The sequence below is a fragment of the Collinsella sp. AF31-11 genome, assembly GCF_003475605.1.
Taxonomy (GTDB): Bacteria; Actinomycetota; Coriobacteriia; order Coriobacteriales; family Coriobacteriaceae; genus Collinsella.
Genome location: NZ_QRQS01000005.1, coordinates 109,358 through 130,217, shown reverse-complemented (window position 1 = coordinate 130,217; position 20,860 = coordinate 109,358). Strand labels below are relative to the sequence as shown.

General features: G+C 56.7%; 22 protein-coding genes. 5 read left to right on the top strand and 17 right to left on the bottom strand.

Going from position 1 to position 20,860, the window contains the following annotated elements:
- Nucleotides 1–13: 13 nt before the first annotated feature.
- Nucleotides 14–1,147, top strand: a complete 1,134-nt coding sequence (locus tag DWZ22_RS04535; RefSeq protein WP_199583450.1) for an NlpC/P60 family protein — start codon at nt 14–16, stop codon at nt 1,145–1,147.
- A gap of 164 nt (nt 1,148–1,311) precedes the next feature.
- The gene (locus tag DWZ22_RS04530; protein WP_118405539.1) at nt 1,312–2,178 is read left to right on the top strand and encodes a DegV family protein; all 867 of its coding nucleotides are present in this window, start codon (nt 1,312–1,314) and stop codon (nt 2,176–2,178) included.
- A 73-nt stretch (nt 2,179–2,251) separates the two neighbouring features.
- On the opposite strand, the gene DWZ22_RS04525 is transcribed toward DWZ22_RS04530, so the two are convergent.
- Together DWZ22_RS04525 and DWZ22_RS04520 are read right to left on the bottom strand one after the other, a co-directional pair.
- A complete protein-coding gene (locus DWZ22_RS04525; RefSeq protein ID WP_199583449.1) occupies nt 2,252–2,863 on the bottom strand; it encodes a DUF1836 domain-containing protein in 612 nt (203 codons plus the stop codon).
- Between the two features lie 154 nt (nt 2,864–3,017).
- Complete coding sequence (locus tag DWZ22_RS04520; RefSeq protein WP_118345269.1) at nt 3,018–3,956, bottom strand: NAD(P)/FAD-dependent oxidoreductase; 939 nt, start codon at nt 3,954–3,956, stop codon at nt 3,018–3,020.
- Between the two features lie 118 nt (nt 3,957–4,074).
- Here DWZ22_RS04520 and DWZ22_RS04515 point away from each other — a divergent pair, with 118 nt between their 5' ends.
- Nucleotides 4,075–5,376, top strand: coding sequence for a glycosyltransferase (locus DWZ22_RS04515; RefSeq protein WP_118405538.1), 1,302 nt, complete (start codon nt 4,075–4,077; stop codon nt 5,374–5,376).
- Between the two features lie 451 nt (nt 5,377–5,827).
- Here DWZ22_RS04515 and dut read toward each other — a convergent pair whose 3' ends face one another.
- The 3 genes from dut to DWZ22_RS04500 are packed head-to-tail and all read right to left on the bottom strand — an operon-like array spanning nt 5,828 to nt 7,220.
- A complete protein-coding gene (dut, locus tag DWZ22_RS04510; RefSeq protein ID WP_117742761.1) occupies nt 5,828–6,271 on the bottom strand; it encodes a dUTP diphosphatase in 444 nt (147 codons plus the stop codon).
- 4 nt (nt 6,272–6,275) lie between these two features.
- Nucleotides 6,276–6,719 carry a transcriptional regulator NrdR gene (nrdR, locus tag DWZ22_RS04505; protein ID WP_117742760.1) on the bottom strand — a complete coding sequence of 148 codons (444 nt, stop codon included), beginning with the start codon at nt 6,717–6,719 and terminating at the stop codon, nt 6,276–6,278.
- A 51-nt stretch (nt 6,720–6,770) separates the two neighbouring features.
- Nucleotides 6,771–7,220, bottom strand: a complete 450-nt coding sequence (locus DWZ22_RS04500; RefSeq protein WP_158573294.1) for a LysM peptidoglycan-binding domain-containing protein — start codon at nt 7,218–7,220, stop codon at nt 6,771–6,773.
- A 163-nt stretch (nt 7,221–7,383) separates the two neighbouring features.
- On the opposite strand from DWZ22_RS04500, the gene lexA reads away from it, so the two are divergent.
- Both lexA and DWZ22_RS04490 read left to right on the top strand, forming a co-directional pair.
- Complete coding sequence (gene lexA / locus DWZ22_RS04495; RefSeq protein ID WP_147352259.1) at nt 7,384–8,028, top strand: transcriptional repressor LexA; 645 nt, start codon at nt 7,384–7,386, stop codon at nt 8,026–8,028.
- On the top strand, nt 8,028–8,732 hold the full coding sequence (locus DWZ22_RS04490) for a heparan-alpha-glucosaminide N-acetyltransferase (RefSeq protein WP_118405536.1): 705 nt from the start codon (nt 8,028–8,030) through the stop codon (nt 8,730–8,732). The genes lexA and DWZ22_RS04490 overlap by 1 nt, the downstream gene beginning before the upstream one ends.
- Here DWZ22_RS04490 and hflX read toward each other — a convergent pair.
- The 12 genes from hflX to DWZ22_RS04430 form a co-directional block, all read right to left on the bottom strand.
- The gene (gene hflX / locus DWZ22_RS04485; RefSeq protein ID WP_118405535.1) at nt 8,717–10,006 is read right to left on the bottom strand and encodes a GTPase HflX; all 1,290 of its coding nucleotides are present in this window, start codon (nt 10,004–10,006) and stop codon (nt 8,717–8,719) included. The two genes, DWZ22_RS04490 and hflX, sit on opposite strands and share 16 nt — an antisense overlap.
- Nucleotides 10,006–10,944, bottom strand: coding sequence for a tRNA (adenosine(37)-N6)-dimethylallyltransferase MiaA (miaA, locus tag DWZ22_RS04480; protein WP_118405534.1), 939 nt, complete (start codon nt 10,942–10,944; stop codon nt 10,006–10,008). Before miaA ends, hflX begins: the two co-directional genes overlap by 1 nt.
- Entirely contained in the window at nt 10,944–12,314 is a 1,371-nt protein-coding gene (miaB, locus tag DWZ22_RS04475) for a tRNA (N6-isopentenyl adenosine(37)-C2)-methylthiotransferase MiaB (RefSeq protein ID WP_118405533.1), read from the bottom strand. The genes miaA and miaB overlap by 1 nt, the downstream gene beginning before the upstream one ends.
- A 45-nt stretch (nt 12,315–12,359) precedes the next feature.
- Nucleotides 12,360–12,677 (bottom strand): stage V sporulation protein S, encoded by a 318-nt coding sequence (locus DWZ22_RS04470; protein ID WP_006235982.1) that lies wholly within the window; start codon nt 12,675–12,677, stop codon nt 12,360–12,362.
- Nucleotides 12,678–12,751: 74 nt separating this feature from the next.
- Complete coding sequence (locus tag DWZ22_RS04465; RefSeq protein WP_118405532.1) at nt 12,752–13,837, bottom strand: ATP-binding protein; 1,086 nt, start codon at nt 13,835–13,837, stop codon at nt 12,752–12,754.
- Between the two features lies 1 nt (nt 13,838).
- The gene (gene rny / locus DWZ22_RS04460) at nt 13,839–15,389 is read right to left on the bottom strand and encodes a ribonuclease Y (protein ID WP_089573375.1); all 1,551 of its coding nucleotides are present in this window, start codon (nt 15,387–15,389) and stop codon (nt 13,839–13,841) included.
- Nucleotides 15,390–15,661: 272 nt separating this feature from the next.
- Nucleotides 15,662–16,339 carry a regulatory protein RecX gene (locus DWZ22_RS04455; RefSeq protein ID WP_117762991.1) on the bottom strand — a complete coding sequence of 226 codons (678 nt, stop codon included), beginning with the start codon at nt 16,337–16,339 and terminating at the stop codon, nt 15,662–15,664.
- Between the two features lie 11 nt (nt 16,340–16,350).
- The gene (gene recA, locus DWZ22_RS04450) at nt 16,351–17,514 is read right to left on the bottom strand and encodes a recombinase RecA (protein WP_304485477.1); all 1,164 of its coding nucleotides are present in this window, start codon (nt 17,512–17,514) and stop codon (nt 16,351–16,353) included.
- A 257-nt stretch (nt 17,515–17,771) separates the two neighbouring features.
- Nucleotides 17,772–18,302, bottom strand: coding sequence for a CinA family protein (locus DWZ22_RS04445; protein ID WP_117742753.1), 531 nt, complete (start codon nt 18,300–18,302; stop codon nt 17,772–17,774).
- A 12-nt stretch (nt 18,303–18,314) separates the two neighbouring features.
- Complete coding sequence (gene pgsA / locus DWZ22_RS04440) at nt 18,315–18,863, bottom strand: CDP-diacylglycerol--glycerol-3-phosphate 3-phosphatidyltransferase (RefSeq protein WP_233546452.1); 549 nt, start codon at nt 18,861–18,863, stop codon at nt 18,315–18,317.
- Between the two features lie 99 nt (nt 18,864–18,962).
- Nucleotides 18,963–20,312, bottom strand: a complete 1,350-nt coding sequence (gene rimO, locus DWZ22_RS04435) for a 30S ribosomal protein S12 methylthiotransferase RimO (protein WP_118405530.1) — start codon at nt 20,310–20,312, stop codon at nt 18,963–18,965.
- A gap of 27 nt (nt 20,313–20,339) precedes the next feature.
- Complete coding sequence (locus DWZ22_RS04430; RefSeq protein WP_117735189.1) at nt 20,340–20,837, bottom strand: YajQ family cyclic di-GMP-binding protein; 498 nt, start codon at nt 20,835–20,837, stop codon at nt 20,340–20,342.
- Nucleotides 20,838–20,860: the final 23 nt, after the last annotated feature.

The window sequence follows — 20,860 nt, the reverse complement described above, 5'->3', positions numbered from 1 at the left end:
GAAAGGAAGCTACATGCGCACAGCAAACACGCACAAAAACATGGCACGCTGCGCTGCTACGGCAACCCTCGCTTGTGTTTTGGGCTTGGGCCTCGCGGCTCCTGCCTACGCCGATACCGCATCCGACCTTGCCGCTGCTCGTACGAAGCTCGAGCAGATCGGTACCCAAACCCAGCAGATTTACGATGAGCTCGCCACGCAGACGCAGGCGCTCGACCAGACTGCTGGCGAGATCACTCAAAAGCAGCAGGAGATCGCCGATGGTCAGGCCAAGCTCTCGACCTATGTCGCCGGCGAGTACAAAACCGGCGGTCTGAGCCTGCTTCAGGTTCTGACCGGCGTCGATGACCTGAGCGATATGCTCAACCGTCTGTTCTACTACGGCAAAGTTTCCGATAAGCAAGCTCAGACCATTCAAGAGGTTAAGGAGCTTAAGCAGCAGCTCACCGATAAGCAGGCCGAGCAGGAGAAGAACGTCGCCACCACGCAAAAGAAGGTCGACGAGCTTAACGCCCAGCAGGCTGAAGCCCAGAACGTCGTAAACTCTCTGGATTCTCAGCTGCAGGCTGAGCTTGCCGCCGAGGCCGAGGCCAACGCCGCGCTGCAGGCCGGCATCAACGCCAGTACCGCCGAGAAGGCCACGGTGAGCAACGAGACTGCCGGTACGACCGAGAACACCAACAACGGTGGCCAGACCAGCAATAACAGCAACCAGGGCGGCAACACTCCGGCTCCTACGCCGGCACCTGCTCCGACGCCGCAGCCCCCGACGCCCGCTCCGGCTCCGGCTCCGGCGCCTTCCGTTCCGAGCCAGTCCGTCGATGGCGGTTCTGTTGTCTTGCGTGCATACAGTAAGCTTGGTTGTGCTTATTCCTGGGGCGGAATTGGCCCGAACAGCTTCGACTGCTCTGGTTTTGTTAGCTACTGCCTCACTGGTCGCTATTGTCGCCTGGGCACCACGGGCACCTTTATGGGCTGGACGCGTGTGTCCGATCCGCAGCCCGGTGACGTTGTGGTCAACTCGTACCACACCGGCATTTACATCGGTGGCGGTCAGATGATTCATGCTTCCGACTACAACACGGGTGTTATCATCAGCTCCGTTGCCGCCGGCATGAACAACAACTATATCTTCGTACGCTACTAAGTATTCAGATAAAGCAAACGGATATGGACCTCGTGGCTTTGAGTCATGGGGTCCATTCTTTTGCCTTTAGTGCAGGCCGCTATCTAGTTTTGAATACTAGATAGCGGCCCAATCGGTTAGCAAGAAGGCTATAATTATATGGGAGCAATTAGAAAGGACCCTCTATGAGCTGGGCACTTATCTCAGATTCAAGCTGCAACCTCCGCGATTGGCAACCGACCGCACCCCATACCACCTTTGCATTTGCGCCCCTCAAAATTCGAGTGGGGGAGCGTGAATTCGTCGATGATCTTTCGCTCGACGTTCATGAGCTCAACTGCGCTGTTCAGGCGGAGACGAGCGCTTCTTCGAGCGCTTGTCCCAGCGTAGGGGAGTGGGTCGAGCTCTTCAAATTGGCAGACAAGACCATCTGCATGCCGATCTCTGAAGGCGTGTCGGGCAGCTACAACGCCGCCGCAACGGCTCGCGATATGGTTCTTGCCGAGGAACCGGACCGCAATATTCATCTTGTCAATTCACGCGCAGCAGGCGGCAAAATGGACCTGATCTTCCTGCTGTTCGACCGTTATCTCGCAAGCAATCCGGACGTCTCATTCGAGGATGCTTGCGCATACTTCGATAGCCTTGAGCAGAACAGTAAAATCCTCTTCAGCTTGTGCAATTACGAAAACCTCGCCAAGGCCGGACGTATCCCTAAGGCAGCCGGCGTCATTGCCAACAAGCTCAATATTCGCATTTTGGGCACGGCGAGTGAGGCCGGTAAAATCGAACTCGTCGGACACACGCGTGGCGAAAAGAAGATGTTCAACAAGATCATCGACACCATGGAAGCCGAGGGTTTTACGGGCGGCGAGGTCGTCATCGACCATGTCGAGAATGAGGCAGGCGCCCAAGCACTTGCCAGCCGAATTGTGGAGCGCTGGCCAGGCTCCAAGACTGTCATCATGCCCTGTAACGGGCTAGATTCATACTATGCCGAAATGCATGGGCTCATTATCGGCTACGGCATGGGCGTAGCTTCGGGCAAGTAAAGTCCAACCAAACAAAATTACGGGCGAGACAAAGTGACAGATGGCTCTTTGTCCCGCCCGTTTTAAACGTGGGCTAGCTATTAAACCCGTTGAACTTGAGATAGCTCATCAGGTACGACTTCGAAACGAAGGACGATACCGCACTGCGTACGAGCAGCGATTCGCGCGTAACCTGGTGTGCGCCATCGGGCACGGGAGTCTGCTCGACGGAAAACGCCGCACGAATCGATGCCTCAAGTTGATCGACCACATAATCGAATGCCGTCGGAGCGTCATAGCTCAAGCGCTGAATATTAAAGAGCGCCTGAACCGCGGAGATGGGCAGCACCTGCTTAAAGATACAAATGGCGATGAGACGCGCAATCTGTTCTCGGCCATATTGCTTTTTGACCGGAGCAGGTACCAGGCCGACCTTCACGTAGTTATTGATCATCGATGGCGTAATGACAGGCTGCTCCACACAAATGGACAGCGGCTCCATCCACAGCGCGACATATTCAATGACCTGATCGCGGTAGAGCGTCACGTTGGGCAACTGGTCATAGCGAGGCAGACTCAACGTATTAAGTTTGCGCACGATATCGGACTGAATAAATGCATCGGGCAGCACGGTGGGCTGAATATCCTCGGGCTTAATGCTGACAGACGAATCGGACATCGGAATAACGTGGTTAACGTGGTTCATAAAGGTCCTCCGTTCCTTTTCTATATTGTATTCTAGAAAATCTAGTTTTGCATACCACATAGCCGCTAAGTAAAAGTGGTTGGACAGCACATTGATGCACCGTCCAACCACTTTGTATAAAGATAACAACCTTACATAAGATATATTATCGTACTTATCCACGGAGAAACGCGTATGCACTCGTTGCTGCTATGGCTCCGTCAGAAACGGCGGTCACAACCTGGCGTAAACGCTTGGAACGGATATCGCCGGCTGCGAATAAGCCGGACGTACGGGTGGCCATCGAATCGTCGGTGACAATGCCGCCGTCAGGAGCCAGATCGACTAGGTGCTCAACAAGCTCAGTATGTGGCTGCGTCCCCGTAAAGACAAAGATGCCAAACGAGCCAGGTTCAAAGGTCTCAGCATGCGTCTTGCCGCTCGCATTGTCCTTGAACGTAATCGTCGTGGGCATCGCTTCACCTGAAAGTTCAACAATACTAGCTTGGTACCTAACTGAAATATTATCCTTAGCAAGAACTTTTTTCACGACACCCTCGGGCGCACGGAACTGGTCGCGGCGCAGCACGATGGTCACGCTGCTGGCAATGTCGGACAGGAACAGCGCCTCTTCGCATGCCGAATTGCCACCACCGATTACAAAGACCTGTTTGCCGCGGAAGAACATGCCGTCACATGTTGCGCAATATGAAACGCCACGACCGCGATACGTATCCTCGCCAGCGAAACCTGCCGGTCGCGGCGTGGCACCCATGCAAGCGATAACACTCGAGGCCAGCGTATCGCCCGTATCGTGATGCACCGTAAACAGCGCTGCATCGGCATCGTAATCGATACCCGTAACCATGCTCCATGCAACCTGTGCTCCCAGGCCCTCTGCATGCTGCTGAAAACGCTCGCCGAGTTCGGCGCCACTCAAGAGCGGAATGCCCGGATAGTTCTCGATCTCATTGGTTGTGGCGATCTGCCCTCCCGACATGCCCTGCTCAATCACGGTCGTCGTCAGGTTGGCACGCGCAGCGTAAATAGCGGCAGCATAGCCCGCGGGGCCGCCACCGATAATCGCAACATCGATCGGCTGATCGGTAGTCATGGAATATCCTCTCGTCGAAACATTGACGTTCTTTGCGCTCATACCCAAATTTACGTGAACATGACACTCATGCACTACAATGATAAATCCGTGTCACAACGTCGAAGGGGAGTTATCGATGGATCAAACGCAGACGAGCGACGACGCTCCCCTGCTCACACACAGCACTCCCCAATCGGAGCAAACAGCGCTCTTGGCTCAGCAAAAACCTCTCGTGACCATCGTGCACGCCTCGGTCGGCTCAGGCCATAAGGCCGCCGCAAATGCGATTGCGCAGGCATTCGACCTCATCCGCGGCACCAATGGCATCCCCGAGGATGTTGAGATTGAAGTGCTCGATATCCTTGATTTTGGACGTATTAAATTCGACGGCAATAAGACCGCGGCTTCGTTTACGGGAGCCACACGCCCCATTTACGACCTGACCTGGAGATATACACTTACGGGACATCTTCTCTGGGGTGGCGGCACGGCATGGTCACGAATCATGTTCCCCGCCTTCAACGAATATATTCGTAGCCGCAGGCCCATAGCCGTGGTCGCAACGCACATCACAGCAGCCAATGTTGCCGTGGGTGCCCGCGTAATTACGGGTATCGATTATCCGGTCATCTGCGTACCGACCGACTACGAAGTCGAGGGCTGGTGGCCCCACAAGGACACCGATCTATTCTGTGTTGCCAACGAATTTATGTCCGAAACGCTGCGTCCGCGCAAGGTGCCCGAGGCAAAGATTCGCATTACCGGCATTCCTATTCGCACCGGATTCGACACGGATTACGATCGCGAGGAAGAGCTAGCCAAGTTCAACCTCCCCACCGACAAGACCGTCGTGCTGGTTATGGCCGGCGCCAGTCTGCCGCAGCCTTACGTACGTTTCCGAGCAGCGATGGACCATACGCTCCCCTTCCTACGCAGCTTTGAGGACATGCATTTTGTCTTTTTGCCGGGCAAGGATGAGGAATACGCCTCCCGACTCAAGAAGCTCTTCGACGCCATGAAGCTCGAAAACGTCACGGTTCTGGACTACGTGGACGACATGGCTGCCCTCATGCACGGCTGCGACCTGGCAATCCTCAAGTCGGGCGGGCTCACCGTCACCGAGTGCCTGTGCGCTCATCTGCCGATGATCCTGCTGGGCAAATCATACGGTCAGGAAAAGGCCAACACCACGATGCTCACCGGCATGGGCGCCAGCATGCATGTCACCACCGCACGAGAACTCATCGTAACCCTGCGCCACCTGCACGACCATCCCGAATCACTCAAAGCCCTACTCATCAACGGCGAAGTACTACGCCGCCCCCATGCAGCCGAAGACATAGCCATCGCAACCATGGAGCTTGTAGGCAAACCCCAAAAGCGCAAACGAGCCTTCTGCCGCTTCTACTGGGGCGGAAAACCTGCGCATATCCGCTAGCGTCTTTATGTCCGCTTACCTGCGGGAGGCCCCTATATATCATCCCATGCTCAAACATTCTCGCTTCGCTGCGAAACTGCGCGTGGGACGATATATAGGGGCCTCCCGCAGGTAAGCTGCGTTTACGTTCTAGCAGCTATACCAGATTCCCCACCACTAGAACCTTCAAAGGCGAAACCGGAAAATCTAAATACAGTAAGCCAATGCGACAAAGGGATTGTTCCTTTGTCGCATTGGCTTACTAGAATGTAAATATTTTTTCAAGCGAGTAGCCGCCCGCCTGCCTCTCACACATATCGTTCCACGCGCAGTTTCGCAGCGAGCGAAGCGAAGCGAGAATGTTTGAGCATGGAATGATATGTGTGAGAGGCGGGCGGGAGGGATACGAGCGCCCCGCGAGAATGTTTGAGCACGGGATGATATATAGGGGCCTCCCATGGGCGAGCGGACATTACAATACGCCGCTAGAACCGAAACCGCCGGCTCCTCGGTCGGTTTTGTCTAGTTCTTCTACTTCTACGAGGTTGACCGTGGGGACTTCTTGGATGACGAGTTGGGCTATGCGGTCGCCTTTGTTGATTTGGATGTCGTTGGTGGGATCCAGGTTGATGAGGATAACCTTGAGTTCTCCTCGGTAGTGGGCGTCGATGAGGCCCGGCGTGTTAACTATAGACAGGCCCTGCTTGATGGCCAAGCCGCTGCGGGGCTGCACGAAGCCGGCGTAGCCATCGGGCAGGGCGATAGCCAGCCCAGTAGAGACCAGACGGCGTTCGAAGGGCTTCAGGACGCAGTCCTCGTTGGAGCGCAAATCCAAGCCGGCATCGGTGGGATGGGCGTATTTGGGAAGCTCGACGGTGGGGTCGAGACGCTTTATGTTGACGGTAATGTTGGACATGGAATCACCTTAACTTATCGAGCTCTTGCAGAAACTCATCGACGTCTTTGAAATCACGGTAGACCGAGGCAAAGCGGATGTACGCCACCTTGTCGATCTTGGCCAAGCGTTTGAGCACCATATCACCCAACTCATGCGACGTGACGGCCGTAAGCGTGCGAGAGCGCAGCTCGACCTCGATATCGTCGATAAGCTCATTGAGCTTCTTAGTGTCGATATCACGCTTGATGGTGGCGCGCATCAAGCCGACGAGCAGCTTATTGCGATCGAACCGCTGCTTAGTTCCGTCCGACTTAATGACCTCAATTGGGTCTTCACATCGCTCGAACGTTGTAAAGCGGTAGTTACACGAGCAACATTCGCGACGGCGCTTAATGGTGTTATTTGACTCCTGCATACGGGAATCAACGACGCGGGTATGTGCCTTGCCGCATTTGGGACAGCGCATGGTACCTCCTCTTAAACGATAACAAGGGTACCATGCGCAGCGCGATAATGATTACGAACGAGCAGGAACCTTAAGATGCGCACCGGCGGCGAGCGAACCATGCTCCAGATGATTGACGTTACGGATCATGTCGGAAGTCTCTTGCGTGGAAAGGCATTCGATTGGATATTCCTCGGCAAGCGACCAAAGAGAATCACCAGGCTGAACGCGAATGGTCTCGTAGGTAACGTTGGAAACGGACTCGGCATACGCAGCGTGACGAGCACTAAAGACAGACGTAGCGAGGACAAAGAAGAGCGTAAGCGCAACGGCAACGGCGACAATCGTCGAAACCTTCAGGGCGGCGCGGGTAGGCGCGGCTACAGTCTGCTGATTGCGAGCAGGCTGCACGGTCAGAGGCTGAAAGCCGGAGCGGCCACCCTGAACAACCGTAAAAGTGGGTTCTGCAGGCGTCTCGAGCTTAAGGGCGAGGTTTCCCTGGACCATATTCGTTACATTCATCATGTTCTCCTCTCGCGTGTTTTGCTGAGAACAGTTTTATCAAGCCGCGCGGACAAAAATGTCTGGCGCGGGAACGAATGTTCGGTTATTATTATCTCCGAACAGTTGTTCCTGTCAAGCAAAATTCGAACATTTGTTTGACATGGGTAGAGAGGATGCCCTGATGGCTCGCAAAATTACCAAGCGCCAGCAGCAAATTTACGACTTCATCAAGGAATATCAGCAGGAGAAGGGTTATCCGCCCAGCGTGCGCGAGATGGCTTCTGCCGTGGGCCTTTCCTCCCCCAGCACCGTGCACGCTCATCTCTCTGCCCTGGAGGCGCGCGGGCTACTCAAGCGCGATGCCACCAAACCGCGCGCCCTGGAACTCTTTAACGAAGACGGTTCCTCTGTCTCTATTTCTAAATCTGACGAGCCCTCCGCACCTCGCGGGACTGTCTCGCTACCGCTCGTTGGTCGCGTCGCGGCTGGGATCCCCATTCTGGCCGAGCAGAATATCGAAGACACTTTTACTATCCCGACCGAAATCGCCAGTGATCAGGGGTCCTTTATCCTTGAGGTGCATGGGAGCTCAATGATCAATGTCGGCATCTTCAATGGCGATTACATCATCGTCCGTGAACAAAAGAGTGCCATGAACGGCGAAATTGTCGTGGCCATGATTGATGGTTCAGCGACCGTCAAGACGTTCTACAAGGAGCAGGGACGCGTACGCCTGCAGCCTGAGAATGACACCATGGAGCCTATCTATGCAACGAATCCCGTTATCCTGGGCAAAGTCGTCGGCTTGATGCGCCGGTTCTCGTAATGCAGAAACGCATCACCATCTTTGACACCGTCCGCGGGTTTACGATGATTTCAATGGCAGGTTTTCACGCTTGCTACGATCTCGCGTATCTGTACGACTGGGATATGCCCTGGTTTACCCAGACTGTCTTTCAAGACATCTGGCGCGCCAGCATCAGCTGGGTATTTTTGTTTATCGCGGGTTGGATGTGCACCCTTTCGCGCAACAATGCTAAACGAGCGGCCAAGTACGCTGCCGCAGCTTTGGTCGTCTGGATCGCAACAACGCTCGTATCGGTCGACGATTCAGTGAACTTTGGCATCATTTATTGCATGGCGGCGTGTACCGCTGTGGTTGCACTAACCCGTCCGCTACTCCAAAAAATACCGGGCTCGTGGGGAATCGCGGCGTGCCTTGTTCTTTTTGCCCTAACTTGGGGCATTCCAAAAGCGGTCTACCCACTCCCCTACCTGGCATGGCTAGGATTTCCGGGCCCGGGTTTTGTATCGGGAGACTACTATCCACTCATTCCGTTTGTCTTTATGTACCTTACCGGCTTTTTTGCTGCCCAGGCAGCACAAGCATCAAGCCTCGAAGCGCCAGAATGGGCATACGCGAATCCCATCCCGGCGCTCACAGTCCTTGGTCGGCATGCCTTACCGTTCTACCTGCTCCATCAGCCTGTCATTCTAGGCGTACTAGAACTCGTTTATTCCGTACGATAACGCTCGAGCCGCGGTGCAATACGAGCCGGCAGTTTCGCCACAATACGAACGCCATCCTCAAGATATTCCTCATGCAAAAGGGTCCCCTGCTCATGCACCAGCGTGATGAGGGCGCCTTCGCGATAGGGAATGTCGGCGGAAATCAGCACATCGGTGGCGGCCGCCTCGCGAGCAATGCGATCGACGAGATCGTCGAGCCCCTCGCCCGTTTGGGCCGAAAACAGAACGGCCTCGGGATAGCGACGACGGAAACTCAATCGATCAACGCTGTCGAGAAGATCGATTTTATTGAATACGGTCAGCGTCAAACGCTCTCCGGCGCCGATCTCATCAAGCACGCGGTCGACAGCCTCAAGCTGTCGCTCATAGTCCTCGTCAGACGCATCTACGACTTTGAGAATTAGATCGGCACCCAACACCTCGGACAGCGTCGATTTAAAGGCATCGACCAGACCATGCGGCAGCTTTTGAATAAAGCCGACGGTATCGGTGATCGTCATGCCGCGACCGCCGGGCAAGCGATACGAACGCGTCGTCGGGTCGAGCGTAGCAAACAGCTTGTCCTGCGAAAGTACCGTAGAGCCGGTCAGACGATTGAGCAACGTCGATTTACCGGCATTGGTATAACCGGCTAACGCGACACGAAATGCCGGTGACTCAATGCGACTCTTGGATTGAATATCGCGACGCTGTTCAACCTGCCTGAGCTCACGACGAAGTGCAGCGATCTTATTACGAATGAGGCGACGGTCGATCTCGAGCTGACTTTCGCCCTGACCAAAGCGTGAGCCGATGCCGCCGCGCGCCTGTTCCTTGGCGAGATGACTCCACATGCCACGCAGACGAGGTAACAGATATTGAAGCTGTGCCAGCTGTACCTGTAGGCGTCCCTCACGCGTCTGAGCATGCAGACCAAAGATATCCAAAATCAGTGCCGTACGATCGATAATCTTTACCGGCTCGCCCACGGCTTTCTCCAAATAGGACTGCTGCGAGGGCGTCAGGTCGTCGTCAAAAATAACGACATCGGCATCCATGCGATGCACCAGGCCGCAAAGCTCTTCAACCTTACCAGAGCCGATAAACGATTTGGGATACGGCTTTACCAAACGCTGAGACAAGCGAGCCACGCACTGGGCACCAGCCGTGTGGGCAAGGCGACCCAGCTCATCGAGCGAGCGATCGAGCGGCCATGCATTGTCGCGCCACTCAACACCAACTAAAATGGCACGCTCGGGCTCGGGTGCCGTGGGAACAAGGGGGAAACGGGCCATTAGGCAGCCTCAATACGATGCAGGATATCCTCAACGACCTCATCGATCGTACATTCATCCATATCAAACCACACGATACGGTCATCACGCTTAAACCACGAAAGCTGACGCTTGGCATAACGACGCGAACGTCTCTTAATGAGTTCGCGAGCCTCATCCATGCTTATCACGCCATTGAAAGCATCGATGATCTCTTTATAGCCAATTGCCTGCATCGACGTCAGGGCATCTCCCAGCCCTTGGTCCATAAGACCGCGGACCTCATCGACAAGACCCTGCTCAAACATCAGATCGACGCGTAGGTTAATGCGTTCATAGAGCACCTCGCGATTACGCGTCAGGCCAAACCATAACGCATGATAATGCTCGCGCGGAACACCAAACTGGCTTTTTTGCTGCGCATAGGAAACGCCATCATCATGCATCTCGAGCGCACGAATCACACGGCGCACGTTATGGGGATGAATAACAGCAGCCGATTCTGGATCGCGCACGGCAAGCAGGGCATGCAGTTCTTCCTCGCCAATACGCTCGGCAAGCTCCTGATAGCCCGCACGGCGATCGTCCTCAAGTTCACCCGAGGGAAAGTCCATCTCATCGAGGGCGGCCTTGAGATACAACCCCGTACCTCCGCAAAAAACCGGCAGGCAACCCGAACCAAGGAGACGTTCAACATGCGCGCGAGCGTCAGCCTGATAAAGCGCAGCAGAATATGCCACACCCGGCTCTACAATGTCGACGAGACGCAGCGGCGCCGTACACTTATCGGGCGCCATCTTTGCGGTACCGATGTCCATGCCGCGATAGATTTGCATCGCATCGCACGACAGCACTTCGGACGAAAGACGAGCTGCCAAACGGTCGGCGACATCACTCTTACCAACCGCCGTCGGACCGACGATCGCAACGGCGGAAAGACCTGCCCCGGGAGCAACCATTAGCGCGGCTCGCCCACAACGGAGCCGGACAAATACCAGGTCTTGGCAACGTCAACGTCAACATCAACGATCTTGCCAACAAGCTGATCGATGCTGTAGCCCTCGGGGATGGGCGCATGCACGGTCTGATTCTTGGGACTCTTGCCCAGCAGGACCGCGTCGTTCTTTTTACTCGTTCCCTCAATAAGCGCCGGCACCACAGCATGAAGCTCACCCTGGTTATACTCGTGTGCCGTGGTCTCGATAACCTTAACCAGGCGGTTGAAACGCTCAAGAATAACCTCATGCGGCGTAGGATCGTCAATCTCGGCGGCCGGGGTACCGGCGCGCTTGGAATAGATGAAGGTATAGGCCTGAGCATAGCGGACCATCTCGGCAAGTGAGAGCGTCTGCTCAAAGTCTTCTTCAGTCTCGCCCGGGAAGCCAACGATAATGTCGGTCGAGAGCGCGATGTCGGGCATGCGGTTGCGAATGCGATCGACCAGGCCCAGATAGTCCTCGCGTGTATAACGGCGATTCATCTCTTTGAGGATCCGCGTCGAACCTGACTGGACGGCCAGGTGCAGCTGCGGCATAACGGCAGGCGTCTCGGCCATGGCGTCGATGGTCTCGGGCAGCAGGTCCTTGGGATGTGAAGACGTAAAGAAGATGCGCTCCACACCCGTATCGCCCACGGCACGCAGCAGATCGGCAAAACGCGGCTTGCCAAACAGATCGCGACCATATGAGTTAACGTTTTGGCCCAGCAGCGTAATCTCACGCACGCCTTGGCGTACCAAACCGGTCACCTCGTCGACAATCTCCTCGAAGGGGCGGCTCTTTTCGCGACCGCGCACGTACGGCACGATACAATAGGTGCAGAAATTATTGCAGCCCGTCATGATAGGCACCCAGGCGTGATACTGGGTCTCGCGATGCCACGGCATGCTCATGGCATCCGTATCCTCATGCTCATTGGTGCGAATATGACGCTTGCCGTCAAGGAACGCCTCGGCAATGAGCTCGGCCACATGAGCGATGGAATGTGTACCGAAGATGACGTTGACGTTATCGACGTTGGTAAGCAGACCCTCGCCATCGCGCTGCGCGATGCAACCACCAACGGCAACAACACGCTTGCCCGAAGGCGAAGGCGGCAGGCTCTTGCAAGAGTTGCACTGGCCGTACAGGCGAGTATCGGCGGCCTCGCGCACGCAGCATGTCATGAAGACAACGATATCGGCATGCGCAGGTTCGAGCGCCATGAGACAACCATACGAATCGAGCAGACCGCTCACGCGCTCAGAGTCGTGCTGATTCATCTGGCAGCCAAAGGTGCGGATAAAGTAGGTTTTACCGGCAAGAATATCGCGTACGGAACGCTGATCCATATGCATAAGTCCTAACGATGGGGAGCTAAACAAGGCAATCAGAAGCTATGCCACAGGCTTAACATCATCCATGACGACGTTATCCATAGCAGCTCGATTGATCTGGTGAACGTAGATAGAAAGGCGGATGGCCGTGCGCGACTCACCGTTAATGAGGATGTCGGAGAACACGGGCGCGCAGGAAATATCAAAACCGGTTGGGATCAAAAAACCGCGCGCGATAGCCACTGCCTTAATGGCCTGGTTGACCGCACCGGCGCCGACACACTGAATGTTGACGGGTACACCATCCTTGACCATGCCGGCGATGGCGCCGGCAACGGACGCGGGCGATGATTTGCTTGATACCTTCAGGCAATCCATGAAGAAACTCCTGCGTTTAAAAGTACGTTTTAACTGCAATAACTGTATCGTACCGAGTGGACTCGGTAAAGGCACTATTCCTCTTTGGCAAGATCGAAGGTCACGGTGATTCGATCACGCGAAACGCGAATCTTTGGGTCGCCGCAAAGGTTGAGATAGTACCGGGCGGCAAGGTCATTAAAGTCGCGCTCCACAGCACGCGAAAACTGTGCCATATCATCCTTGGCAATACGTAGCCCGCGACGATCCTTTGCGAGATCGACAGGAGCCGGCGCATGCGAGGACGAATCACGCTCGCGCAGCAGACGCGCGGTCACACCGCGAACGGGCTTAATCTGCCCTGCCAAAATGCGATGAGCCGTGCGCTCGGACATCTCAAGACCCAAACCCGCACAGATACGGATAAAGTCCTCGGCATCAGAAGCAAGGCCTAAACGATCGATAACCGGAAGCTCGCTCTCGTCATCAATGAACAAGAGACGAGACGTATCAAGCCGACCTGACGCCTGAGCATAAAGGGTCGCGGCAATCTCAGACGGAGAGCCCAGATAGACATCGCAACCACGCAACTCCTCGAGCGCAAACTCACAAGCAGCGCGAATAATATTATGCGGACCGCGAGCACAGACGTAACGCCCGTCCTCATCCTTGACGGCCTGGGGCCAGCTGGACTGATCGACACGCTCACTGAGGCGGTCGACTGCGACGCTCACCTTGAAGGCTGAACCAAGATCGACGCCGGACGTGACCACACGGGCCTCGTCGGTGTTCTGTTTGATCGAAAACAATGCCATGCCACGACCGTGAACGCCCCAACGGTCCATCTTCATGCTCTCGAGCTTGGAGGTAACGCGGGCATCGAAGATTCGCTCTTGCATATCCTGCGGAACGCCCGAACCGTTATCCAGAAAGACAAGCGTGCGGACGCCATCTTCCTTGGTCGTGGCGAGATAGACCTTGTCGGCGCCGGCATCTCGAGCATTGCGGAGCATTTCTATGACGATATCCTCGACATGCTGAATGTCGTGCTTTGCCTGGCGCCGCTCAGCCTCCGAAACGCGGAGGCGGACATACCCCTCGCCAAGGTTCTCCTCGACGCGAAGGTTGCCCTCCCCCGACATCGACGCGATAAATGAGATGAGCTCGTTCGCGTCGCTCATGTTATTTTGCGATATCGACAGCGCGGCTCTCGCGAATTACGACGACGCGCACCTGACCGGGATACTCCATCTCTTCCTCGATCTGATGGGCGATATCGTGAGCCAGAACCGTGGACTGGGCATCGGAGATCTTATCCGGCTGAACCATGACGTGGACCTCGCGACCGGCCTGCATGGCATAGGTACGCTCGACGCCGTCATGGGAGTTGGCAATCTCCTCGAGCTTCTCAAGACGCTTGATGTAGTTCTCGGCAGACTCGCGACGGGCTCCGGGGCGAGAGGCAGAGACAGCATCGGCGGCCTGTACCAGGACATCGAGCACCGTGTTGGGGTCGACATCGGCATGATGAGCCTCGATAGCGTGGACGATAACGGGCTTCTCGCCATAACGGCGGGCAAGCTCGGCGCCGATGACGGCATGCGGGCCCTCGACGTCGTGGTCGATTGCCTTGCCCAGGTCGTGCAGCAGGCCGGCGCGCTTAGCGGTCACAACATCCAGGCCAAGCTCGGAAGCCATCACGCCGCACAGATCAGAGACCTCGAGGGAGTGCTGAAGCACGTTCTGACCAAACGAGGTACGGTAGCGCAGGGCACCAAGGGTCTTGACGATCTCAGGGTGTAGGTCGTGGATGCCGGTATCGAAGGCAGCCTGCTCGCCAGCCTCGCGCACGCGCTGCTGAACCAGGTCGGCAGCCTTGTGATACATCTCCTCGATGCGAGCAGGGTGAATGCGGCCGTCGGCGATGAGGTTCTCGAGGGCGACACGGGCGGTCTCACGACGGACCGGGTCGAAGCTCGAAAGAACGACGGTCTCGGGCGTGTCGTCGATCACGAGGTTGACGCCGGAAACCTGCTCAAAGGTCCGGATGTTGCGACCCTCGCGACCAATGATGCGGCCCTTGAGGTCATCAGAGGGAATATGCACAGAGGTAACGGTAACCTCGGCAGTGTGGTCGGCAGCGCAGCGCTGAATCGCCAGGGACAAGATCTCCTGGGCAGTCTTATGGCACTCGGCGCGAACCTGCTGCTCGGACTCGCGAATGATCGTGGCGGCCTCGTGGGTGACCTCGCCGCGAACCTTATCGAGAAGCTCCTTGTGGGCGTCCTCGCGGGTAAGGTCGGCGATTCGCTCGAGCTCGGAGGTCTGCTTTGCGCAGAGCTCCTCGAGCTCACGGGAGCGCTTCTCGACCTGACCGGCCTGGCTGGACAGCTGATGCTCGCGCTTGTCGAGAGCGTCGTTGCGGCGATCGAGGGATTCCTCGCGCTGCATCACGCGGTTCTCGAGCGTACGAATCTCGTTCTTACGCTGCTTGTCCTCGGCTTCGGCAGCTTGCTTGTTCTTGATGATCTCTTCCTTGGCCTCAAGCAGAGCCTCTTTTTTGAGGGTCTCGGCCTGACGCTTTGCATCACCGATCAAGGACTCAGCCTGTGCATGTGCCGACTGGATCTTTTCGTCGGCCTCGTGAAGACTACCCTGCTTGGCGGTGCGCATGTAGGCAATGGCGGCGATGGCACCCAAAACGATGCCAACGAGCGCTGCGATGATAGGCATGCTCACTCCTTTTGATGGATTCGTTGCACAACAAAGCGAACCGTCCTTACGAACGGCTCGCGACATTTGAGTAATATGGGCGCAGCTTATGCGGGTCGGATACAGATAAACATATAAACAAACTCATCACAGATGAGCACATATCACAAAGCAAATGACAGTGTTTATCGTACGTTGAACCACAACAACTGTCAAATAAATGGCCCCCGTACGGCGGCTAAAACAAGGTGAACGGCAGGGCCACAAAACGCATACGCTTAAAGCGCACATTCCTAGCATTCGGCATCGAGACGCGCCTTAACGGCATCGGCGGCGATGTGATACGAGAAGCCCTTGCCCATCAAAAACCGAACCAGTTTTTCGAATCCGCGCGTCTCTGGAACACGCCGCTTGGCGAGCAGGGCTGACGCACGCGCCAAATCGTCTTCGACAGCAAAATAATCCTCGGGATAACCGGGAATGTCATCGAGCACAACATGACGGCGCTTGAGCTCGGTCTCGATTTTGCGCTGTCCCCAACCGCGCCGCTTGCGTTCCTCGATAAAGTACGAGCAAAAGCGGTTCTCGTCTAAAAAGCGATACTCGGTGGCGCGCTCGACGGCGAAATCGATCGCAGGATGGCGAAAGCCGTAGCGAGCCAACTTGTCACGGACCTCACCCGTCGCATGGTCGCGTCGCGACAACATCTCGGTCACCATGGTGAGAGCACATTTACGCTCGATGAGCTGAACCGCCTCACGAAAGTTATCCCAATCACAGGGAAAATCGGGGCGGTTTTTGACATACAGGCGCGCGACCCGCACGGGAATCCAAATGGACCGCTTAAAACCGCCCTCAAGCTCACAATCGATATGTGCGCAAGGCTTTTTGGACTCATATCCGCTCGAGAACGAGGAGGCAGCCTTCTTATCGGGAAAGACGACCGTGGCCTCGGTCACCGTATACGACATGAGCGTAACCGCTACTCGTCGTCGTCATCGAGCATGGCGGACCCATCGATGGCGTAAAGCTCGTCGAACTCCTCGCCGGAAGGCTGATCCGCAGCCGGCTGATCGGTCAGCTCGACCTCGGACGGAGCATCGTCATCAAACTCAAGTCCGCAGGCAAGGCGAACCTTATGCTCAATCTCGTCGGCGCAATCGGGGTGTTCGCGCAGGAACGCCTTGGCGGCCTCGCGACCGTTGCCGAGCTTGTCCTCGCCATAGGCAAACCAGGAGCCCATCTTCTTGCAAATGCCGCACTCGACAGCCATGTCCAAGATCGAGCCCTCCTTAGAGATGCCTGTGCCGTACATGATGTCGAACTCAGCAGAACGGAACGGAGCTGCCACCTTGTTCTTAACGACCTTGGCGCGCACGCGGTTACCGATAACCTCGTCCTTAAGCTTAATGCTGTCGATACGGCGAATGTCGATACGCACCGAAGAGAAGAACTTAAGGGCGCGGCCGCCCGTCGTGGTCTCGGGGTTGCCGAACATGACGCCGATCTTCTCACGCAGCTGGTTAATGAAGATGCACGTCGTGTTGGACTTGGACAGCGAGCCGGCGAGCTTTCGGAGCGCCTGGCTCATCAGGCGAGCTTGCAAGCCGACCGTGGTATCGCCGATCTCTCCCTCGATCTCGGCACGCGGAGTCAGCGCGGCGACAGAGTCGACGACGATGGCATCGATGGCGCCGGAACGCACGAGCATGTCAACAATCTCGAGCGCCTGCTCACCCGTATCGGGCTGGGAAATGAGCACCTCGTCAATATCCACGCCAATGCGCGCGGCATACGTGGGATCGAGCGCGTGCTCGGCATCGATAAATGCCACAACGCCACCCATTGCCTGGGCCTCGGCCAGGATCTCGAGCGAAAGCGTCGTCTTACCGGAGGACTCGGGACCGTAGATCTCGACAATACGACCGCGCGGCACACCGCCGATACCCAGAGCGGCGTCAAGTGCCAGAGCGCCCGTGGGAATGGCCTCGACCTCGAGCTCGGGGCCGCCGTCACCATACCTCATGATGGAACCTTGACCGAACTTCTTCTCGATCTCGGCCTTGGTGGTGGCGATCATCTCTTCGCGCTCTTTACCCGTCGTGGGTGCATGGACGGTACGTACGGGACCTGAATTCTTGGCCATGAATAGCCCTCCTCTTAACAACCTGCATCGATAATAAACGAACGACTGTTCGTGGTCAACCGTTCAGACCAATCATATGCAGGCAGTCTTTCCAAAACCCAACCAAACGCCGACCAAACACTGGCCAAATGCTTGACCACATAGGGCCAAATAAAAACAAGGAAGGAGAAAATACACCTATGACCAGCACAAACGCTAAATTCGCCAGAGGTCCCTATCTCCACAATTAAGGGGCCCTAAGGCCCCTTAAAACACGCCTATTCCATAGAGTTGAGCACAAGGGCAATGCGTCCCAATGCCTCCGTGACCGCATGGGCACGAACACACGAACGGTCGACCTCATAGTGGCAACGCACAGAATCCACGACCGGCACTTCCCCATCGACCGTGCGATACGCCCAGCCAATATAGAAGGTGCCAGCCGGATCGTCCTCGGTACCGCCGCCGGGACCAGCATAGCCCGTTGCGCTCACGGCAACATCGCTCTGGTACAGATCTAGCGACCCCGCCGCCATCTCGCGCGCGGTCTGATGCGACACCGCGGTATAGCGGTCGAGCGTTTCCTGCTCAACACCCAGCACGCGATGCTTGATCTCATCACAGTAGGTTACCGCACCGCCACGCAGCACCGCCGAGGCGCCCGGGATATCGGCGATCGTCGAGGAGATCATACCTGCCGTCAGCGACTCAGCCGTCGAAACCGTCACGCCCCGAGCGCTCGCGCGCTCGACAATATCGCGCGCCAGCTCCTCGTTATGAGCGGAAATCTGCTCAAAAGAGTCCGTCATACCCACCAGGACCTAGACCGAAAAGACGATCTTGCGGCAGTGCCAGAAGTACTGGGCGCCCGAGATAACGGTCAGGACAACGGCAACGGCGTACAGGAAGCGCGATAAAGAGTAGATGCCGAGCGTCAGCGCCACCGGGCCAAGGTGCAAGCCGGCCATCGCAAAGACGCACAGGTAACCGCAGATGGAGACCATCGTGGTCGCCGTCTTGTACTTGCCGAGCTTATCGGCGGCAACGACCACACCAGCGGCACTCGCAACCATGCGCAGGGCGCTCACCAGCAGCTCGCGGAACAGGATAATGGACACCGACCACACGGTTACGGCACCAAAGTCCAAGAACAGCAGCAGGGCAGAGAACACGAGCAGCTTATCGGCGATGGGATCCAAGAACTTACCGAAGTCGGTAATCTCGTTGCGCGAACGAGCCAAGTAGCCATCAACCTTATCGGTGCACGACAGGATGACGTACAGAATAAAGGCGGCGGCGGCGAGCGGGCCGTCGAAGGTGCTCCAATCCGTACCGGCAACGCTCGTGTGAGACAGCGCCGACACGATCATGAACACCGGGATAAAGACGATGCGCACGCACGTCACGATATTGGCGGGTGTCCAGACACTCGTCAGTTCCTTATTACTCTCGTTAGCCACAACGCGCTCCTACTCCACAACATGACCGATAAGCTCATAGCAGAAGCTATCGGTAAACTCGACGGTCAGAATATCGCCCACAGATGCCTCGCTGGCATCCAGATGCACCGCGCCATCGGAATCGGGCGCCTGGAACCAAGCATGGCCAATCAGCTCGGCACCGTCCTCGGTCTCTTCGATACCGTCGACGATCACCTGGGCGCGCTCGCCCACATGTGCGGCGGTGGCGGCAAAACCGAGCGACTCGGCCAGGTCCATGGCCTCCTGGGCGCGCTCGAGCTTGACCTCTTCGTCGACCTGACCCTCCATCTTGGCGGCCAGGCTGCCCTCCTCACGCGAGTAGGCAAAGACGCTCGTGTAGTCAAAGCCGACGGTGTCCATAAAGTCGATAAGGTCGCGGAACTCGTCGTCAGTCTCAGTCGGGAAGCCGACCATGGCCGTGGAACGGATCACGATGCCGGGGATGCGCTCACGCAGATCGCGGAACAGGTCCTCGAGCTCCTGGCGCGAACCGGAGCGACGCATGGCCTTGAGTATGCGAGCATCGCAGTGCTGCACGGGGATATCAATATAGGGCAGCACCTCGGGCGTATCGCGAATGGTCTCAATGAGCTCATCGGTCATGCCCTCGGGCTGCAGGTAGAGCACACGGACCCAGACGTTCTGCGGGCGCACGGCCTCGGCGACTGCGCGCAGCAGCTGCGCCAGATTGCGCGGCGAACCCTCGACGACGCCCTCATCCGCAAAGTCGGTGCCCCAGATGCCCGTGTCCTGGCCGATCAGCACGATCTCTCGCACGCCACCGGCAACCAGGTCGCGCACCTCGGAGATGATGCTCTCGGCATTGCGCGAATGATAGCGGCCGCGGATGTAGGGAATCATGCAGAAGCTGCAGAAGCGGTTGCAGCCATCGGAAATCTTGACGTAGGCGACAGCGCCCTCGACAGTGCGCTTGACCTGCGGAATATAGGCGGCGATCTCACGCTCGACACCCAGCACGCCATCGATGACCGCCACGATGCCGTCCTCTTCGTCGGCCTTCACAAAGGCAGCGACCTCGGGCAGCTCGTCAGGCAGGTCGTCGCCATAGCGCGACGGCACGCAACCGCACATGACGATGGGACAGGAGCGAACGCCGTCCTGCACCTCATTGGCGAGCTCGAGCGTGGTCTCGATGCTCTCAGACGTTGCGGAGGCGAGGAACGAGCATGTATTGACAATGGCGATATCGGCTTCCTGCGGGTCGAATGCCTCCTCGTAGCCTGCGGCGGTCAAAAGAGAACGCATCCGGTCGGTGTCAACCTCGTTCTTAGCGCACCCGAGGGTGATGTAGAGCACGGAGCCCAACGGTGTATCCATGTTGGAGAGCGGTCCTTTCGAATGATATTAGCGGTAGTTGGTGAACTGCAGCGGCTGGCCGTAGTCCTGGTCGCGCAGGAACTGAATCACGGTCTGCAACGCGTCCTTCGAAGCAGAGGAAACACGCAGCTTGTCGGCCTCGATGGCCACCTTGACCTTGAGCTTTTGGTCCTTGATGTCCTTGTTGATCTTCTTGGCGGTCGCCTGGTCGATACCCTCGACGATATGGCCGAGCACGCGCACGGTGCCGCCCGATGCCGCCTGCGGAGCATCCCACGAGACAGCCTTGAGGTCGATGCCGCGCTTGATGAGCTTGGAGCTCAGGACATCGATGATCTGCTTGGAGACAAAGTCAGCCGGGGCGTTGATCGTAAAGAGCTTGTCGCCCTTCGAAAGCTCGATCGTGGCGCCAGAATCCTTCAGGTCATAGCGCTGGGAAATCTCGCGCGTGGTCTGCTGGAAGGCGTTGTCGACCTCTTGCATGTTGACCTCGGACACGACGTCGAAGCTGGAATCTTTAGCCATGATGTTTCCTTTCGCGTACGAGC

Bases quoted from the DNA above. Each gene is read 5' to 3' on its own strand.
- rimO (WP_118405530.1), bottom strand. From the start codon at position 20,312: ATGGATACACCGTTGGGCTCCGTGCTCTACATCACCCTCGGGTGCGCT.
- DWZ22_RS04470 (WP_006235982.1), bottom strand. From the start codon at position 12,677: ATGGATTGCCTGAAGGTATCAAGCAAATCATCGCCCGCGTCCGTTGCC.
- hflX (WP_118405535.1), bottom strand. From the start codon at position 10,006: ATGGCCCGTTTCCCCCTTGTTCCCACGGCACCCGAGCCCGAGCGTGCC.
- recA (WP_304485477.1), bottom strand. From the start codon at position 17,514: ATGGCCAAGAATTCAGGTCCCGTACGTACCGTCCATGCACCCACGACG.
- DWZ22_RS04500 (WP_158573294.1), bottom strand. From the start codon at position 7,220: ATGAATGTAACGAATATGGTCCAGGGAAACCTCGCCCTTAAGCTCGAG.
- DWZ22_RS04455 (WP_117762991.1), bottom strand. From the start codon at position 16,339: ATGTCGTATACGGTGACCGAGGCCACGGTCGTCTTTCCCGATAAGAAG.
- miaA (WP_118405534.1), bottom strand. From the start codon at position 10,944: ATGGTTGCTCCCGGGGCAGGTCTTTCCGCCGTTGCGATCGTCGGTCCG.
- DWZ22_RS04515 (WP_118405538.1), top strand. From the start codon at position 4,075: ATGGATCAAACGCAGACGAGCGACGACGCTCCCCTGCTCACACACAGC.
- DWZ22_RS04525 (WP_199583449.1), bottom strand. From the start codon at position 2,863: ATGAACCACGTTAACCACGTTATTCCGATGTCCGATTCGTCTGTCAGC.
- DWZ22_RS04430 (WP_117735189.1), bottom strand. From the start codon at position 20,837: ATGGCTAAAGATTCCAGCTTCGACGTCGTGTCCGAGGTCAACATGCAA.
- miaB (WP_118405533.1), bottom strand. From the start codon at position 12,314: ATGGATCAGCGTTCCGTACGCGATATTCTTGCCGGTAAAACCTACTTT.
- DWZ22_RS04445 (WP_117742753.1), bottom strand. From the start codon at position 18,302: ATGACGGACTCTTTTGAGCAGATTTCCGCTCATAACGAGGAGCTGGCG.
- DWZ22_RS04530 (WP_118405539.1), top strand. From the start codon at position 1,312: ATGAGCTGGGCACTTATCTCAGATTCAAGCTGCAACCTCCGCGATTGG.
- lexA (WP_147352259.1), top strand. From the start codon at position 7,384: ATGGCTCGCAAAATTACCAAGCGCCAGCAGCAAATTTACGACTTCATC.
- rny (WP_089573375.1), bottom strand. From the start codon at position 15,389: ATGCCTATCATCGCAGCGCTCGTTGGCATCGTTTTGGGTGCCATCGCC.
- pgsA (WP_233546452.1), bottom strand. From the start codon at position 18,863: ATGATCGTGTCGGCGCTGTCTCACACGAGCGTTGCCGGTACGGATTGG.
- DWZ22_RS04535 (WP_199583450.1), top strand. From the start codon at position 14: ATGCGCACAGCAAACACGCACAAAAACATGGCACGCTGCGCTGCTACG.
- DWZ22_RS04520 (WP_118345269.1), bottom strand. From the start codon at position 3,956: ATGACTACCGATCAGCCGATCGATGTTGCGATTATCGGTGGCGGCCCC.
- DWZ22_RS04465 (WP_118405532.1), bottom strand. From the start codon at position 13,837: ATGAGCGACGCGAACGAGCTCATCTCATTTATCGCGTCGATGTCGGGG.
- DWZ22_RS04490 (WP_118405536.1), top strand. From the start codon at position 8,028: ATGCAGAAACGCATCACCATCTTTGACACCGTCCGCGGGTTTACGATG.
- nrdR (WP_117742760.1), bottom strand. From the start codon at position 6,719: ATGCGCTGTCCCAAATGCGGCAAGGCACATACCCGCGTCGTTGATTCC.
- dut (WP_117742761.1), bottom strand. From the start codon at position 6,271: ATGTCCAACATTACCGTCAACATAAAGCGTCTCGACCCCACCGTCGAG.